We start from the raw sequence: 17,947 nt of genomic DNA on the forward strand, positions 1-17,947 counted from the left end.
ACAAGAACTGCGGGGCGGCGGATGCCGCTCAGGCGGCGAAGGGCTCCGGCGAGAAGGGCGGCGGCACTTCCAGCACCACCACCGGCACCGGCGAACGGACTGAGCAGCGCCGGGCCTGCTGCACCAGCGAGGCCGTGCCCGCACCACCGGGGAAGGCGATCACCAGCACTGAGGCGCTGAACGCTGGGGAGGTGTGGGCCTGGGCCTCGACCAAGGCCTGCTCGAGAAGGCGCCGATTGCGGATGGGGCCGGCGCAGCGGCCATACCGGCGCCACTCGGCATCGAGGGACTGAACGCGCCAGCCGAGCTGGTGGGCAGCGCGGCCGATGGCTTGATCGGCGCCACGGGCACCGCCATGGAGCAGCAGATGCACAGCACGGCCACCGCTGCGCTGGAGCAGGGCGGAGGCGATGCGCTCCTGAGGCCATGAGAGATCACGACCACCGCCGGCGACGATGACGACCGAGCGATGGGCCAACGCCGGCGGCGGCAGGAGGCCAGGAAGAGGCAATGCAGCGGCCTGGGCCACTGCAGCAGAGGACAAGCTCATGGGCTACAGAGCAAACGAACGGGGCAAGTTTTCCGAGGATTTCGTTGCCGCAGGCGATGGGCTCGGGGCCTTTGGCGCAGTCTTTATTCTACCAGTACAAACGCACTGAGCGGTGAGCAGAAGAGCTGCAGGGCAGTGGATCTGGGCAGAGCAAGGCCATGCACTGACGGATCGGAAAGCTGATAAGCAGACCCGCCAGATTCAGCGCTGAACAACCAGCTGGCCGCGCAGCCGCGCGGGAAACTTGCTGCCTCCCGCTATGACGCGAGCGAAGGCCCGGCCAACGCAGCCGCGGGAGAGCAGCCATGCCCACCAACCCATACCGGCCCTGGTGCGGAGGGCGGCGGCGGCTGGCCGATGCACGCCACGGCGCAGCCGTGGCACGCTGAAGGACGGCCGCTGACGACCGGAGCCTTGGGGAGCTTGCTCAGCCCCGCGGCGAGGACCGTTCAAGTGGTTTCGCGCCCTCTCGACGCCCGTGTCTGTGGGCCGCTTCGGGCGAACCTTGAATCCGCCTCGCCTTATTCAAGGAAGCGGCCGTTCCTCTGAATAAGGCGAGGCCTTGCACTTGTGTCTCGCATATCCCGCCACCGTCTCGCGCGCCTGCGGCGCGACGGATGTGTTCCCGGGGAGCCCCCGGCCCTGGCCGGCTGCAGGCGGCAAAACATCTCACCAAACATCTCACATGCGGCTTTTTTCTTGTTGAGAAGTTAGGTGCAGCAATGAGATTGGGCGATTTATGGCTCAGCCTTCCAAGCTGATGATGCGGGTTCGATTCCCGCCGCCCGCTTCCTTCCATCTTCGGCATTGCAGGGCTGGCCCGGTGTGGTCGCTGCATCCCACAGGTCAGCCACTGCTTTCATGGCAATGGGTGTGTCTCCGCCCGGGCGGATGACATTCACGACATCACTTGCGGCCGTCTTGGAATCTCAATGATCACCTCGGCACCTCTGAGTTCGTCGTGGCGGCCGATGCGCAGGCAGCCGCCGTGGTTGATGGCAGCGGTCTGAGCCAGGAACAGGCCGATCCCCATGCCGCTGGCCTTGGTGCTCCTGAGCAGTTCCCAGCTGGTGGTGCCCCTGTAGTCGTGGGGAAAGCCTGGGCCGCTGTCGGCAACCTGGATGACCACGTGATCGCTCCGGTCGTCCAGTCTGAGAAGCAGCTTCCTGCTGCAAGGGGGTTGTTGCTCCATGGCCTGGATGGCATTGCGTATCAGATTGACCACGGCACTCTGCAGCTGGGCTCCATCTCCCATCAGCGGACAGGGCTGGTGCAGGCCGTGGCAGATCAGTTGAATCTGATTCTCCTGGAGAGCCTGTTGGAGATAGATCAGGCTGCTCTCGATGTTGATGGTCAGATCCAGCGGGGCTGGTTGTGTTTCCACATTGCGAAGCAGCATGCGCACCCGCTCCATCGTGGCTGTGACCTGATCGCCATTGGCGGTGAGCTGGCTGAGCTGGTTGCGCAGGGCAGCCGGGATGGTCGCTTCCGGCAGCTGTCTGACACTCGCCTCCGCCAGTCGACAGTTCAGCAAAATGCAGGCCAGAGGCTGCTGGATTTCATGCACAACGGCGGAGGCCGTGAGACTGGTCTTCAGTTTCTGCTCCAGTTGGCTGCGTTGTTGTTGGGCGATCGCTGTCTCGCGCTGCTGGGCTTTGTTCAGTTTGGCCTCGACCAGTTTGCGATCGCTGATGTCAATGATGTTCATGTGAAACCAGTCGGGCGTTGACCCGTTTCGGAGACCCTTGCCACCGGCCATCAGGGTGTGAACGATGCTGCCATCCTTTCGGATGAAGCGCTTTTCGATCTGATATCCGTGGATTTCGTTGCGCTGCATCCGAGTGAACAATGCCATCTCCTGCGCCAGGTCGTCTGGATGGGTCAGTTCCATCCAGGTGCGACTGAAGAGCTCCTCGCGCCCATAGCCAAGCAAGGAGATTGTCTTGTCATTGACGGCAACCCAGCGTTGCTCGATGTCGGTGATGGCGGTGCCGACCAGCGGGAGATTGAAGAAGCTGCGGTAACGGGCTTCGCTCGCTTCCAGGTCGGCTTTGGTCTGGCTCAGAATCAGCATCTGCTGCTGCAACTGGTTGGCACGTTCGCGTTCGGCGGCCGCAAAGATTTCGATCAGACTGCGACTGATCGCCAGGAACAGCAGCAGGTAAACCGGCAGAAAGAACCAGGCCTGGCTCAGGTCAGGGCGCGCGCGGCGGAGCGCGCTGCTCGCTTCGATGAGCTGGGGATCAAAGTCCTGCCAGTGACGTGCGGCCAGCACCCCGATTTGTATGGCGAGGATCCATTGGAGACCCTTCAGGCCCTGGATGCTGTGATGACGACTGATGGTGGCCACCTCAAGGAAGGCCCACATCGCCAGAGAGCCCAGCAGAAGGGCAAGCAGAAAATACTGGGTGGGATAGAGGTGGTTGGCGGCCAGCACCTCATAGACCGCGCTGATCAGAATGATCAGGGTTGAGAGCAGCCCTGCGGTCTGCAGGGGGATCGCCACCGCCCGACGCTCTTTGCTCCCCATGGGACTGGGACGGGCGCGTTTCACGGGTGGCCCGGCTCCTGGCCTGAGAAATCGGTGATCGGCGCCACCTTCTGGTCCCATTCACGCCGGCAGCCTGGATGCTGCTGTTCGCAGCGCTCGGACCACTGGGGCAGCACGACCTGTCTGGAGAGCTGCTGGAGCAGCTGCACATCCTGATGGCTCGGCTGAACAAGCGTCAGCCGCTGAGGCGGCAGGATCCGGCAGTCTTCTCCGGTGATGCAGGCCTCCGACTCCCGCTGCAGAGTCTGGGAATAGGTCCAGAGCTTCTCGCTGAAGGCCTGGAAGGCAGGGCTGATTCAAAGTCTCAGCCAGTACCGGGCTGGGGTCGCCGCTGCACCATTGCCAGCAGCGCCGTCATGTCGTGCATCACCGCCTGGATGCCAGCCCGGATCGACCGGAAGCCAGTCAGACGCAGCAGGTTCAAGGCGGCGGTGCGCAGCGTGGCCATTACCCCAGCACCATTGCCCCGGTAGCGGTGGGCGTCCTCATCGAGCTGGGTGTCACGGATCCAGTGCCAGCCCTCAATGCTCCAGCGGTCGCGCACCAGTTGCAGCAGGGCTTCTGGCGTGGTGCGGAGGCTCGTCAGAAACAGATGGGTGGCTTGAAATGGCTTGCCGTCACGGGTGCCGCTGGCCGCGACTTCCACGATCCAGCTGGTGCCGATCCAGGCCTCGCTGATGTGCTCTGGAGCCGCTTTGGCGCGCAGCCTCCAGGTGATGTCGCGGCCGTGGCCAACCTCGTGAACGTCCGCCACGAAAGGGATGTGCCGCTTTCCCTGGAACTGAGATCGGATCTGACGATGCAACGTCTTCTGATTCGCTTTCACTGTCAGGAGGAAGTCGGCCCCCTGCTCCTGGAGTTGCCGAAAAACGGACGCTGGGTATGGAGCGCGTCAGCCTGGATCAGCACGCCCTCGAGATCCAGCTCGCCGAGCAGTTGGCGCAGCACCGCCCGCTCGTGGTTTTCGCCGGTGGCGTAGCAAGCCTGGCTGATCGCCACGCCCAGGGCGGCTGAATACAGCGTGACCTGAGCAATGAACGCGGAGCCCCCGCCGGCCGTGGGCTCTATCGAACCCCTCAGGGTTTTGCCGTCACACACCAGCTGATCGAGATCTGCTGCGCCACCTGGGATTTGAGCGATCGTCCAGTCACGGATCGCGCCGCACAGGGCTGGCACGTCGACTTGCTGGAAGAAGTAGCGGAACGAGGAATCAGATGGCGGCCGCCGCAGCTCCACGCCCAGCGCCTCGGTGAGCACGGCGTGGTGCCGGATGGCAAACCGCTCCAGATCCCGCAAGCTCTGGCAGCCACTCAGGATCCCGAGCACGGCCACCAGCAGCAGGTACCAGGCTGGAAACCGAATCCCGCGCCGCCTCCGCGCTTCGGGGATCGACCTCAGATAGCTGATCAGGTCGAGATCGGTTGCGGCGGAAGCGCTTTCCTGCACAAAGAGAAGGCGATTCCGCCGACCTCAACCCATGCTGACAGCCCCGGCAAGAGAGACTGGGACAGACTTTGAATCAGCCCTGGCCTGGAAGGCGTCGCCCAGTCGTTGTTGCTCATCGGCGGAAAGGGAGTGCCATCGCTTCAGGGACATCGCATAGCCATTGAATCCGAACTGAAAAGCCAGCGGGTAGTAGTACTGACTGAATCGAGTCCAGCCCGCATAGCTTGCCGAGGCAGCGCTGGTCACGGCACAGTCCACGATGCCCTGCGCCAGGGCGGCCTGCGTGTCCTCGAAGGAAAGAATGGCCGGAATGCCCCCCACGGCATTGATCAGCTGCGCCAGCCCTGGGCTGGCCACCCGCACCTTGCGTCCCTGGATGTCGGTGAGCCTGCGGATCGATTCACGGCAGACCATCACCTGTGGACCGAAGCTCCAGATACCCAGCAGCTTGGCTCCGAAGGCCTGCTGCAGGTGGCGATCCACCGTGGGGCTGTAGGCACGGACCACCTGCCTGGCTTTGTTGAAATCGGGGATCCTTCCGGGAAGGTCGATTCTCTCGAGGCTGGCTTCCTTGGCGATGTTCTGCATGAATCGCAAGGAGGCGATGTCGATGCGTCCATCCCGCAGGGCATCCAGTTGATGGGTGTCCTTGAGCCCGAACGTATCGGTTGTCACATAGGTGATCTTCAGCGGTAATCCCGTGGTCGCCGCGAGATTCCGGAAGAAGGGTTCTTCCTGATCGCGTTGCAGCAGTCCGACGGTGCGGGGCTGTCCGATCACCAGCAGCGGAATCGCGGCGAACTGACGCCAGGCCACGGCAAAGGCCGTGATCAGGCCCGCGATCAGCACCAGGCGTGCGAGAACCTGGTGTCGTGGGGACAGCGCGGAGCGGTCGCCAGCGGCGACGGACGGCTCTTTCCGCGGGTTCGGGTCACTGCTGGACACCGGTTGCTCCCCCGGCTGGCTGACGCCAGTCTGTCCTGATCCGCGACAGGCTTCCGCGCCTCCCCCTGGCAAGGCCCCGGATCTGCCGGCACAGTGGCGTAGAAAGTCCGTCTCAGGAGATGGCCGGGATCAACCACTGGAGCATCACCCTCGCTGGCGGACGAACCCGGCGTCCGCGCTGGTTGACGGTGAACGGGCATTTCAGCTCCAACCCGGCCCTTGCCCTTCGCCTGGTCAGCCCGGAGGTGGCGGCGCGGCGTGTGCAGACCTACATGAAGCTGCGCGGCTGGCCGACGGAGGCCATGGAACGCTTCGTGCTGGTTCCCTCCCCACCCCTCGAGGGTGCGCCAGAGGTCGCGGCCTGAGATCCCGCTGCGGAATACATGACCTGATGGCACGTCGCGCATGGCACATCGCAGTGCCCTGAGGCTGAGGACTGCATCGCGCACACTCCTCAGGGCTCGCCGTTTTTTGATGTGTGGCCATCACGGATCCGCATCTCCCTCCGGCTGGCCGTGACGTCGTCTCCGGGCTGGGGTGGGGGCCGGCATCCGCGGTTGAGAGCCAGTGACTGGGAAGCGCTTCGCTGGCACTGACTTCATGAAAAAGCCCCCTCCGAGGAGGGGGCCCGAGCTCAACAGAGCGTTGAGGGTTGGAAAAATCCCGAGGATCAGCCGATGACCGGAGCGGTCAGCGCCACAGGCGTGGCCTCAGCAGCAGCCAGGTCGAGCGGGAAGTTGTGAGCGTTGCGCTCGTGCATCACTTCCATGCCCAGACCAGCGCGGTTCAGGATGTCCGCCCAGGTGTTCAGCACACGACCCTGCGAATCAAGGATCGACTGGTTGAAGTTGAAGCCGTTCAGGTTGAAGGCCATCGTGCTCACGCCCAGGGCAGTGAACCAGATGCCGATCACAGGCCAGGCAGCCAGGAAGAAGTGCAGGCTGCGGCTGTTGTTGAACGAGGCGTATTGGAAGATCAGGCGACCGAAGTAACCGTGGGCAGCCACGATGTTGTAGGTCTCTTCCTCCTGGCCGAACTTGTAACCGTAGTTCTGGGACTCAGACTCGGTGGTTTCACGCACCAGGCTGGAGGTCACCAGCGAACCGTGCATGGCGGAGAACAGGCTGCCGCCGAACACACCGGCCACACCCAGCATGTGGAAGGGGTGCATCAGGATGTTGTGCTCAGCCTGGAACACCAGCATGTAGTTGAAGGTGCCGCTGATGCCGAGGGGCATGCCGTCGGAGAAGGAGCCCTGACCGAAGGGATACACCAGGAACACAGCCGAAGCAGCGGCCACAGGGGCGCTGTAGGCAACGCAGATCCAGGGGCGCATGCCCAGGCGGTAGGAGAGTTCCCACTCACGACCCATGTAGGCGTAGACGCCGATCAGGAAGTGGAACACCACCAGCTGGTAAGGACCGCCGTTGTACAGCCACTCGTCGAGGCTGGCGGCTTCCCAGATGGGATAGAAGTGCAGGCCGATGGCGTTGCTCGAAGGAACAACGGCGCCGGAGATGATGTTGTTGCCGTACATCAGCGAGCCGGCAACGGGCTCACGGATGCCATCGATGTCCACAGGGGGAGCAGCGATGAAGGCGATCACGAAGCAGATGGTGGCGGCCAGCAGGCAGGGGATCATCAGCACGCCGAACCAGCCCACGTAAAGGCGGTTGTTGGTGGAGGTGACCCACTCGCAGAACTGCTGCCAACCGGAAGCGCCGGAGCGCTGCTGGAGAGTGGCGGTCATGAGAACGGTTGAGGTGGTGCCCCGGTGCCGGCGACAGGACAGACCTGAACGCAGACAGAGAGACGGGAATGAAGGGGCGGGTTCCCGCCCGACGGCAATGTAACGGATCTTTGCGGCGTTTGTGAAGGAGCCGTCATGAAGATTTCCTGAGCGGGGCGGGAGGCCCCGGATCCGCCTCTGGGCATGGGTGGCGGTGGACGCTTCCGGAGGCGTTCCGGCACGCCCTGGGGCATGGGCTCAGCGGCCTGACCCGGGGGGCCGTGGCCCGTGGCCCAGAACAGGTGGACCTGCGCCGTTGCCGACGCGCGGGTCGCCGCTCCCCTCGCTGGGGCCGCCGGGTCGGTCTGTGTCGCTGCGTTCGCCTGCCGAACCCGGGCGCGAAGCTGGTGGTGACCGCTGCATCGCCATGGTCACGTCGGGATCCCTGTCCGTGCCCGATCGCGGGCGCTGCGGCGGCCTGGGGGCGGCGCGACGCTGCCGCACGGTCACCTGGAGTCCGAGCGTCACGCTGGTGCCCAGCCGCGGCTGCTTCAACGCCTGCGGCTACTGCTCGTTCCGGCGGCCGCCCGACCCGGGCGATCCCCTGGCGGATGCCCTCAGCGATCACGAGGCGAGGCAGGTGCTGAGGCAACGCCCCCAGGCCGCCGAGGTGCTGCTGCTCAGCGGTGAAGTGGCCCCGGGATCTCCCTGGCGCTCCGCCTGGTTCGCCCGCCTCCTGGCTCTCTCGCGCCTGGCGCTGGCTGTGGGACGCCTGCCCCACACCAACGCCGGACCGCTGTCGCTGCGCGAGATGGCGGCGCTCGGCCGCCTCAACCCTTCGATGGGTCTGATGCTCGAAGGGCTGGGCCCCGCCTACGACGCCCTGCACCGGCAGGCTCCCAGCAAGCGCCTCGCCACGCGGCTGGGCCAGCTCGAGCAGGCCGGGCGGCTCGGGATTCCGTTCACCACCGGCCTGCTGCTGGGGGTGGGCGAAACACACGCCGATCGGCGGCGGGCTCTGAAGCTGCTGGCGGAGTTGCAGCGCCGCTGGGGGCACCTCCAGGAGGTGATCCTGCAGCCCTGGCGGCCGCATGGCGAGAGGGCCCTGCTCCTCGATGATCGTCGCTGCGGCGAGCTGCTGGAGACGATCGTGGCCGCCCGTCGCATCCTGCCGGCTGAGGTGCATCTGCAGCTGCCCCCCAACCTCTGGCCCCTGGAGCGGCTGCCCCAGGCCCTGGAGGCCGGCATCGACGACCTCGGCGGCATCGATGTCCACGATGTGATCAACCCCGCCTACCCCCAGCCCGGCATCGAGCCACTGCAGTCGTTGCTGGAGCGCGCCGGCTGGCAGCTGCGGCCGCGCCTGTGTGTGCACCCGGGGTGGCAGGTGCGACTCCCCCCTGTGCTGCGGCGCCGCTGCGAGATCCTGGCCGAGCGTCTTCCGGCGTTGGGTCAGGCCTGAGACCTGGCGCCGCGATCCGTTCCGTGGGGCCGGAAGCCCGCCCCCTCAGGCGCCGGAGCATGGTTGTTAGCGTCCAGCCCGAATGCAAGCCACCGGCCATGAGTGACCACCGGGTGCTGCTGGTACGCCTGCCCTGCAATCCGATCTTCCCGATCGGCCCGATCTATCTGGCGGATCATCTGCACAAGCAGTTCCCGGGCCTGCCGCAGCGGATCCTCGATCTGGCCGCCGTGCCCTTGCTCGATGTGCAGCGGGTGCTCAGGGGGGAGGTGGAGCGTTTCCGGCCGACCCTGCTGGTGTTCTCCTGGCGCGACATCCAGATCTATGCGCCGGTGGATGGCCGTGGCGGCAATCCGCTGCAGAACTCCTTCGAGGTGTTCTACGCCCGCAATCCGCTGCGGCGACTGCGCGGTGCCCTGGGTGGCCTGCGCCTGATGGGCTCCTATTACGGCGAGCTGTACCGCAACCTGGCCCTGGTGCGACGCGGTCTGCGGTGGGCCCGCCGCCACCACCCGGACGCCCGCGCCGTCATCGGCGGCGGTGCCGTGAGCGTGTTCTATGAACAGCTCGGCCGCAGGCTGCCTGCCGGCACGGTGGTGTCGGTGGGCGAGGGAGAGCCGCTGCTCGAGAAGCTGATCCGCGGTGAGTCGCTGGAGCGGGAGCGCTGCTTCCTCGCCGGTGAGGCTCCCCGGCCGGGGCTGATCCACGAGCAGCCGGCCGGCATGGAGAAGACCGCCTGCGATTACACCTATATCGCCTCGATCTGGCCCCAGCTCGACTGGTATCTCGACGGCGGCGACTTCTATGTGGGCGTGCAGACCAAGCGGGGCTGCCCCCACAACTGCTGTTACTGCGTCTACACCGTGGTGGAGGGCAAGGCGGTGCGCGTCAACCCGGTGGAGGAGGTGATCGCGGAGATGCGGCAGCTCTATGCGCGGGGCGTGCGCGGCTTCTGGTTCACCGATGCCCAGTTCATTCCCGCGCGCCGCTACATCGAGGACGCCAAGGCGCTGCTGCGGGCGATCCAGGCCGAGGGTTGGAATGACATCCGCTGGGCGGCCTACATCCGCGCCGACAACCTCGATGCCGAGCTCGCCGAGCTGATGGTGGCCACGGGTATGGAGTATTTCGAGATCGGCATCACCTCCGGCTCCCAGGAGCTGGTGCGCAAGATGCGCATGGGCTACAACCTGCGCACCGTGCTCGAAAGCTGCCGGATGCTGGCGCGAGCGGGCTTCCGCCACCACGTGTCGGTGAACTACTCCTTCAACGTCATCGACGAGCGGCCCGAGACGATCCGCCAGACGGTGGCCTATCACCGTGAGCTCGAGCGCATCTTCGGGGCCGACAAGGTGGAGCCGGCGATCTTCTTCATCGGCCTGCAGCCCCACACCCATCTGGAGCAGTACGGCTTCGATCAGGGCCTGATCAAGCCGGGCTACAACCCGATGAGCATGATGCCCTGGACCGCCCGCCAGCTGCTCTGGAACCCCGAACCGATGGGCAGCACCTTCGGTCGCCTCTGTCTGGAGGCCTTCGAGCGCAACCCCGCCGATTTCGGCCGTACGGTGATGGATCTCCTGCAGCGCGACTACGGCCTGGCACCGCTGGAGGAGGCCCTGCATGCCCCGGTCGAGGGCCGCCGCGCCCTGGCCACGGCTGTTCGCTAAGCAAACGGCTGTTCGCTAGGCCTCCGGCTGTTCGCTAGGCAAGCGGCTGTTCGCTGAGCCACTGGCTGTTCGCTGAGCATCACCCTGTTCGCTGAGCCTGACCCCCATGGAGAGCAACACCCTCGAAGACGCCGCCGCCAGGAGCGCAGCCGGCCCAGCCGCCACCCGCAACCTCTCGCCGGAGAGTCTCGCCTTGTTCGAGCGAAGCTGGCAGAGCTACCACCGCGTCGTTGAAGCCGATCTGATGGAGCACGCCGGCCTGCTCGGGGCCCTGGCGAGCCATCTCGAGGCCTTCGTGACCTGCTGGGGCCCGGCGCCGCTCAGCCTGGCGGATCTGGCCTGCGGTGATCTCACCACCCTCGAGCCTCTGCTGCGTTCGCTCCCCCTCGCCGCCTTCACCGGTGTCGATGCGGCCGCCACGGCCCTGTCCCTGGCCCGCACCCGCATGGCCGGCTGGACGGTGACCTGCCATTGGGTGCAGGACGACCTGCTGCGCTGGGCGGAGCAGCGGGGAGAGCGCCATGCCGTGATCAGTTGTCTGTTCGGCCTGCATCACCTCGCCGATGGAGACAAGCAGCGTTTTCTCGAGCAGGTCGAAGGCCGGTTGGCCGAGGGGGGGCTGCTGCTGATCGGTGATGTGTTCCGGGAGCCGGGAGAGGAGCGTCCGGCCTACTTGGAGCGTTATGTGCGCCGCATCCGCACCCAGTGGACAGGGCTGGAGACGGCCCTGCAGGACCATGTGATCGACCACCTGACGAGCAGTGACTTCCCCGCTGCGCGTGACGCGTTCACGGCCATGGCGCAGGCGGCAGGTTGGCGGATTGCTTGGATCTGGGCAGGGCGCCATTGCGCTGAGCGGTTGGCGGTGCTGCAGCGCGCCGTTTGATCCGCTGGCTCGGCAGCGGGAGCTGCACGCGAGGTGCAGCTTCTGGAGGTTCTGCAGTTGTCTGGCTGTGATCTTCAACTGTGGCTCGATGCCGACGTCATCAGGCCCGATCGCGGTGCAAGCTCAAGAACGGCAGCAATGACAATCGGCGCAGCGCGGATAGGATAGGTTTCAGCTCATTCATTCCATCCATCCAGAGCCCATGCCGCGCTTCGTGTGCATTGAACAATATTCGGAGGAGGATTGTGGTGCTGCCTGTGTGGCAACCATTGCTCTGCATTACGGCAAGCGGTTTCCCTTGTCGCGTGTGCGGGAGCTTGTGGGTACTGGCGTGAACGGGACCACCCTGCTTGGCCTTCGCCGAGGTGCTGATTCGCTCGGATTTAATTGTCGGGCGGTACGAGCTGAGGTCAAGCAAGATATTTTTTCTGATCTTCATAAAATTGAGCTCCCTGCAATCTGCCATTGGAAAGGAGACCATTGGGTGGTTTTATATGGTGTTTTCCGCAATAAAGTGGTCATCGCTGATCCGGCGGTTGGTGTGCGGTGGATCTCGCGACAAGAGTTTCTTGCCTCCTGGACCAATGGTGTGCTGCTGCTGCTCGACCCCGATTATCTGAGGCTCAACTCGCAGCCCGATGATCCTCGCATTCGTAGTAGCTATCGCAAGATCATCAAATATGTGAAGCCTCTAAGTGGATTGCTCCTCAATGCCCTACTGATCAACATTGTCATCGGCATCGTGGCCCTGGGCATGCCGATCCTCATGCAGCTGCTAACCGACGATGTGTTGGTCAGGAGAGATGCCGGCTTCCTCAGTAGCCTGGCGATCGGCATGATGATCCTACTTGGCTTTCGAGCCATACTTGACTATATTCAGAGCAAGATGTTTGGCTACTTCACCGAACGAATCGAGCTCAATGTGATCTTGCTGTACGGACGCAAGCTATTTCAAATGCCGCTTGCCTACTTTGAAACGCACCGTAGCGGCGAGATTCTTAGTCGCATCAGTGACATCGGGCGCATGAATGAGATTCTTAGCTTTGCGTTCGTTGGACTGCCCAGTCAATTCTTTATTGCCGCGATCTCACTCGTTGTGATGATTTTTTATTCGCCATCAATGACGTTGATGGCAGTCTGCCTTTTTGCTGTAATCATTCTAATCGATATATCGTTTTTGCCTGCAATCCGCGATAAGGCTCGTCGAGTTATTGTTAAGAACGCTCAGAATCAGGGCTTTCTAGTCGAGATGTTTCGAGGAGCTCAAGTGCTTAAGACAACTGACGCTACTCCGCAAGCATGGCAAGAATATCAGGGCAATTTCGGAGCCATATCGCGGTTGAGTTGGCAAAGCCTAAATCTATCTGTGGCCAGCAGTACAATCAGTGAAACATTAAACGCCATCGTTCATCTTGGTCTGCTGATTTATGGCAGCAGCTTTGTTCTGAGCGGCAAGCTGAGCATTGGTCAATTGCTTGCCTTTAATGGGATGAGCTCTAATGTACTTGCTTTCTTGACGGATCTCTCAAACTTTGCGGCAAAGTATATCAATGGAAATCTAATCTTTGGACGCCTTTCCGAGGTGCTGGATGGCAAGCCTGAAGAAGTAAACCCTGACAAAAAGGTTTGGATTGATCTGCCTCCAAATGCTCCAATTACTTGTAAAAGAGTCAGCTTTTCACATCCCGGACGGGTTGAGTTGATCCGTGGACTAAATCTAGAAATCCCGGGTGGAATGACGACGGCGTTGGTCGGTGAATCAGGTTGTGGCAAAAGCACCATGGCTAAGTTGCTGGCAGGTCTATGTGAGCCGCAAAAGGGCATTGTCCAATTTGGTCCTTATGGCCAGAAGGATATCGCCCTCGATTGTTTGCGTCAGCAGATCTGCTTGGTGCCACAAGATACTCAGTTCTTTAATCGATCAATTCTCGATAACTTTAAATTCAGTTATCCAAAAGTCAGCTATGATCAGATCGTCAGAGCCTGCGAGATTTGCTTGGCCCACGATTTTGTTTGCGAGCTCCCCGACGGCTATCATACGATTCTGGGTGAGTTTGGTGCCAACCTTTCGGGGGGGCAAAAGCAGAGATTAGCCGTTGCTAGAGCCCTAATTGCTGATCCATCAATTCTGATCCTGGATGAGTCGACTTCGGCAATGGATCCTGTGCTGGAAGGTAAATTCCTAGCCAATCTATTCTCCCATCGTGAGGGGTGTACCAATGTTTTGATCAGCCATCGTCCTAACCTAATTCTGCAATGTGATTGGGTCATTTATCTTGAGAAAGGAGGTATTAAATATCAAGGCAGACCAAGTGATATGAAACAACGATCTTCCCTGGCTCAATTTCTGCTCAAATCATGAATCAGAACATTGATTCCGTTGAACTTCAGGACATCACGCCTGCGACCATCCCAGGACGGTTAACGCTTCGCGACGAAGAAGGCTTGGCAGAACTGAAATTCGACGAATATATCCCCTCAATTCAGCCCTGGATGAAAATTTCAAGCCTGATGATGGTATCGGGCTTTTTGGCGGCCATTGCATTTATGGCTGTATGCCCTTACAGGGTCGTTGTCAGAGCAGTCGGTAATATCCGACCAGCTGGTGAGCTCAGTGTCATTAACTCACCTTTTGAGGGGAGGCTGCACAGTATCAATGTTTCCACAAATCAGGCCATTGATGCTGGTCAAGTTGTGGTTACATTGGATCAATCAGATATGCAAGCTAGGCTCCAAGAAATCGACAATAATATTAAGCAGATTTCGATCCAAGCCGCGTCCCTAGCTGGCCAATCCGAAGCTGAGTACGGCGCTGCTCTTGTAGAGGTTGAAAAGAACCGTGCACAGCTTAAGTTGGCAGAATCAGAGTATCGGCGCTTTCGTGGTCTGATGGCGACTGGTGCTGCTTCCATTCAACAGCTCGAAGAGCGAGAAGCCGCTTATAATATTGCCAAGGCGGGTTTTGACAAGTCGAGAAAGTTATTAGGAGAAATACAGTCTCGCAGTAATAATCTTGAAGCTCAACTCAAGCGAGACTTGGTTACGCAAGAAGCCAGCGCTGCCAAGATCCGGAGAGATCTCGGCTATACTCAAGTGCGCTCACCCATACGTGGAACTGTTTTTAAACTGGATGTAAGAAGCCCAGGCCAGACGATTTCAATAGGTCAACCGATAGCGAGTATCGCTCCTAAAGACGTTAATCTGGTCATCAAGGCCATTGTCCAAAGCGAGGAAATATCCAATGTAAAAGTAGGTCAACCTGCAATTCTTAAAATCACGGGCTGCCCACACCCCGACTTCGGTGTCCTCAAAGCAAAAGTGACATCAATTGCTCCTGATGCTCTCGGGACAGAGATGAATAAACAGTCAGTCAATCAACAACTACCTGCTAATTCAGGATATGAAGTGAGACTGCAGCCAGATAAAACATACTTGGTGGCCAATACAGGACTGCGATGCCAGCTGAAAATTGGCATGGATCTAAGCGCTGATATCACCATCCGCAATGAGGCAATGCTGATGTTTTTGCTGAGAAAAGCGCGAATAGTAACGGGGAGCTAGGATAAAACATCCCAACTCCCCCCGCATTCAGAAGAGGTCAATTTAATGGCTGGCGGAAAAAGTCTCGCTGGCCGCTGAGTCACTTCTTGGATTTGTTGCCACTGCTGTCCTTGCCTTTTTTAGGACGCTTAGAACCGCCACCGCTGAGCAGCTCGGCTTCGTTATCATTCAATTGAGCAAAATCGCCCATGGTGACTCCTTGTTGTGTTGTGTGCGGTTTGTAACGCTCAAGTTGGTCCCTTGAACGCTCTCACTCCTAGTTTATCTTAGCACCAGCGCGCGTTGGGCATCGCAGCTGTTGTCGGAGCCAAGATGGAATTCCCATGCCCCCAAGGTGCTTGTGGGAGGCTTGGTATCGATTCTAACCATTTTGGCGCTGGTTGTTTCGAATTCCGAAAAGATGTTCTTCAGAATCGTGCCATCGGTCTTGTAGAAGTTTGCAGAGGGTGAGCACCTTCTGGTGGGATGTGTTCCGCGATGGCGAAAATTCATCTTCTGATTTGGCGATCTCCGCCAGTGACAGATCTGGCTCCGTCAGTTCTGGATCTTCATCCAAAGCGGTTGCCTCAAGGAGTTGAAGCAGAGGTGCAAAGGAAGATCTCACGTGATGAGAGTCAGCATCTGAAAGCTGTAATTCTGTAGCTTGGCCCCCCTTGGCGACTTCCATCTTGGCGTCAAGGTCACCCCACCATTCTGCGTAGCTTCCCTGAACCGAGAAGCGCTCGTCAAGATGAATATCCTGTTCAACTTGTTGTTTAATCGTCTCCAACTCATTCATATAAACAGTATTCACGGCGCCCAATGTGTCGATTCGTCGCTTTAATCCCTTCGGCCATTCAGGTGTCTTCAAGCCAAGCCAATCTGCCACATGACGAAGCGAACCTGTAGGGTCTTGATTGAAAGCTTCTTGTCTGACGATCAGAAGTTGCCCGATCGGAGCTGCTTGTAGCGGTTGTATCAAGGCTTCCAGGTATTGATCACAAAGCTCTTCGATCGTCAGGCATGGTATGCCGCTCATCAACGCCTGCGCTTTGGCGACTGAGTTGAGCCGGGTGATCTGATCAATTGGATCGCCAATCACCAACAGAGCGCGATGCATTGGTAACAGTTCAAACAAGAGCTGGGCAGCATAGGCTGCTGAACTGCTTCTCTCAATCAGATTGGAGACTCCGTTGATGCGACTGAAGCTCCGGCATCGTGCAGGCATGGTGGCCTGAACCAGTCTGAAATAGGCTTCCAGAGCGGTGAAAGTGCGATTCGGGCTTAGAGCTAAACCCGCATCAATTAAAGGATCAAGCCGCCAATCTCTGCTCGCTTTGTCTCGCTTTTCAAGTTGCCGCAGCCGATTGAGGATCGTGGTCGATGAATGACGATCCAGGCAATCACCACCAAAAGCTTGGTACCAGCGATACAAAAAGTTGTTGGGAGGCAGGCCAAAAAAAGTGATGTGATGGCAGAGGTCACGCTGTAGTCGGTGAGCGCCACAACCAACAGGCCCCAGAATAGAAATCAAATTCAGTCTCGTTTTCTTGGGACTCTCGGGCAACGAGCTTGGCAGAAATGGAGTGTGTGATCTGTGGCGGAAGCGATCACTCACTTTCTGCCATTCCTCTAGGGACCTGGCATGTAGAAACTTCGCATTGGCTGGTGGTAAATGCCCGGCAGCTGTGAAGTGACCCCAATACCAAGTCTCAAACACCACGCTTGAGTGATCACTCCAGGCGCATCTGAAGTGTGATGTGAGATAGTTAAATGCGACGCGATCACAAAAGGGGCCAAGTTCGCGTGGCATTTGCGCCCATAGACTCAAGGAGCGAAACGCGGGTTCAAAAACCACCACAGAACTCGTATCTGCATGGCTACGACTCAGATCTTCTTCATCAAGCTGGGGCAACAACTCGCCATCAGGGAAAGCCACTTCGCGGCCAGTAAAAACGATCTCACAACCGGTTTCACGTTGAACTCTGATCGCTGACTCCAGGTGATCGGGGAGAAACCAGTTATCGGCATCAAGGTAGGCAATGCAGGTGAAGCCTTCATTCATCGCACAAAGGGCACCAATGCTGCGAGGCGTGTTGCCGTTGTCGTTGTGGCCCATGCCACCCAAGCGGATGTGGCGGCAGTTCAGTGCTTCGAGCTCCTCGCGTCCTTGCCCATCCGCCACAAGAAAATGGCAACAAGGGATGGTTTGTGCCAGCACGCTGTGATGGCATCGCTTCAGGATCGCAAGATCCTCGTTGTAATAGGGTGTTATGACAGCCACGCGAGGACTGTCCTTGAGATCATCTGAGTATGTCGCAGATGTCTGCTCGTTGTTTGCGACTAAACTTTTTGTGAGAATGCCATGTTGATGGCGATCCTCGATTTCAGCGAGTGCTTGGGTGTAGTCAAGCAGAAACTTCTCGGGGACGAAGTGACCTTTCCGAGTGTGAACGCGAGAAATCCCTTCGCCATGAGTTGATGTTAGGAAACGCCGCTTGTCCACCGTGTTCCGACTATGGCCAATGCAGGTAATTGTCCTGAGAGGCTCCAGCTGCACCATTGGGACACTAAAATTGTCTAAAAAATATGCCTCCTCGGCATGTGTTGCCCCGGCTTCATAGGCATGGTTGGTGAGATAGCTGCGATGAAAGGCCAGCGTGTTGCCCGTGGCATGCCCGGAGCCAAACGCATGAATCATCCATGTCGAGCATTCTGGGAGCAGTAGCAGAGGCAGTTCGCTGGAGCCAGCAATCAGGCATTCGCTGTTCTGCAATGCGGTCACCGCATGCGAGACCCGGGTGGGAGGATAGTAATCATCATCATCCATGTAGACGATGAACTCTCCTCTACAGTATTCATGAGACAGATTGCGCTTGGCTCCAAGCTCTAAGCGTTGCTCTAAATAGTAATAGCGGACCTTGACTCCTGATTTTATGGCGTCTGTAAAGCCAAACGTGGTGGGCCCGTTAGGGCTGTCATCAATAATGATCCACTCAAGATTTGCCTGTGGATAGTCCTGCAGGATTAAAGACTGTTCCAGCAGCGGCAGCAGCGCTTGCCGTTCATAGGTGACGGTGCAGATGCTGACGAGCGGAGTTAAATATGATGGCATAACGACGTCGGCAAGCCTGTCTGTTTCTTGCATGCGGTCTTTGGACTTTGGAT

Annotated in this window: 13 protein-coding genes; 6 read left to right on the forward strand and 7 right to left on the reverse strand. The window is 59.7% G+C overall.

What is annotated here, in order from left to right; all coding sequences use genetic code 11:
- Positions 1-28 precede the first annotated feature (28 nt).
- The 5 genes from H8F25_RS14560 to dctP all read right to left on the reverse strand — a co-directional run bounded on the left by H8F25_RS14560 (position 29) and on the right by dctP (position 5,396).
- Positions 29-550, reverse strand: a complete 522-nt coding sequence (locus tag H8F25_RS14560; protein WP_197211022.1) for a hypothetical protein — start codon at positions 548-550, stop codon at positions 29-31.
- Positions 551-1,448: 898 nt separating this feature from the next.
- On the reverse strand, positions 1,449-3,080 hold the full coding sequence (locus tag H8F25_RS14565) for a sensor histidine kinase (RefSeq protein WP_231596879.1): 1,632 nt from the start codon (positions 3,078-3,080) through the stop codon (positions 1,449-1,451).
- Between the two features lie 325 nt (positions 3,081-3,405).
- Positions 3,406-3,927: an ISAs1 family transposase gene (locus tag H8F25_RS18000; protein ID WP_255518284.1), complete on the reverse strand. Its 522-nt coding sequence runs from the start codon at positions 3,925-3,927 to the stop codon at positions 3,406-3,408.
- A gap of 2 nt (positions 3,928-3,929) precedes the next feature.
- A complete protein-coding gene (locus tag H8F25_RS18005) occupies positions 3,930-4,547 on the reverse strand; it encodes an ISAs1 family transposase (protein WP_197211024.1) in 618 nt (205 codons plus the stop codon).
- 24 nt (positions 4,548-4,571) lie between these two features.
- Entirely contained in the window at positions 4,572-5,396 is an 825-nt protein-coding gene (dctP, locus tag H8F25_RS14580; protein WP_231596880.1) for a TRAP transporter substrate-binding protein DctP, read from the reverse strand.
- 215 nt (positions 5,397-5,611) lie between these two features.
- Here dctP and H8F25_RS14585 point away from each other — a divergent pair, with 215 nt between their 5' ends.
- Positions 5,612-5,857, forward strand: a complete 246-nt coding sequence (locus H8F25_RS14585) for a hypothetical protein (protein WP_197211026.1) — start codon at positions 5,612-5,614, stop codon at positions 5,855-5,857.
- A 305-nt stretch (positions 5,858-6,162) separates the two neighbouring features.
- On the opposite strand, the gene psbA is transcribed toward H8F25_RS14585, so the two are convergent.
- Complete coding sequence (psbA, locus tag H8F25_RS14590; protein WP_197210420.1) at positions 6,163-7,242, reverse strand: photosystem II q(b) protein; 1,080 nt, start codon at positions 7,240-7,242, stop codon at positions 6,163-6,165.
- A gap of 406 nt (positions 7,243-7,648) precedes the next feature.
- On the opposite strand from psbA, the gene cofG reads away from it, so the two are divergent.
- The 5 genes from cofG to H8F25_RS14615 all read left to right on the forward strand — a co-directional run bounded on the left by cofG (position 7,649) and on the right by H8F25_RS14615 (position 14,800).
- Positions 7,649-8,683, forward strand: coding sequence for a 7,8-didemethyl-8-hydroxy-5-deazariboflavin synthase subunit CofG (gene cofG, locus H8F25_RS14595; protein WP_197211027.1), 1,035 nt, complete (start codon positions 7,649-7,651; stop codon positions 8,681-8,683).
- Between the two features lie 98 nt (positions 8,684-8,781).
- The gene (locus H8F25_RS14600; protein ID WP_197211028.1) at positions 8,782-10,353 is read left to right on the forward strand and encodes a photosystem II high light acclimation radical SAM protein; all 1,572 of its coding nucleotides are present in this window, start codon (positions 8,782-8,784) and stop codon (positions 10,351-10,353) included.
- Between the two features lie 106 nt (positions 10,354-10,459).
- Positions 10,460-11,239, forward strand: a complete 780-nt coding sequence (locus H8F25_RS14605; protein ID WP_197211029.1) for a class I SAM-dependent methyltransferase — start codon at positions 10,460-10,462, stop codon at positions 11,237-11,239.
- A 202-nt stretch (positions 11,240-11,441) separates the two neighbouring features.
- A complete protein-coding gene (locus tag H8F25_RS14610) occupies positions 11,442-13,601 on the forward strand; it encodes a peptidase domain-containing ABC transporter (protein WP_197211030.1) in 2,160 nt (719 codons plus the stop codon).
- Entirely contained in the window at positions 13,598-14,800 is a 1,203-nt protein-coding gene (locus tag H8F25_RS14615) for an HlyD family secretion protein (protein ID WP_197211031.1), read from the forward strand. Before H8F25_RS14610 ends, H8F25_RS14615 begins: the two co-directional genes overlap by 4 nt.
- Positions 14,801-15,161: 361 nt before the next feature.
- On the opposite strand, the gene H8F25_RS14620 is transcribed toward H8F25_RS14615, so the two are convergent.
- Positions 15,162-17,927 (reverse strand): glycosyltransferase family 2 protein, encoded by a 2,766-nt coding sequence (locus H8F25_RS14620; RefSeq protein WP_197211032.1) that lies wholly within the window; start codon positions 17,925-17,927, stop codon positions 15,162-15,164.
- Positions 17,928-17,947 lie beyond the last annotated feature (20 nt).

Origin of the sequence: Synechococcus sp. CBW1004 (assembly GCF_015840715.1) — a bacterium.
GTDB lineage: Bacteria > Cyanobacteriota > Cyanobacteriia > PCC-6307 > Cyanobiaceae > Cyanobium.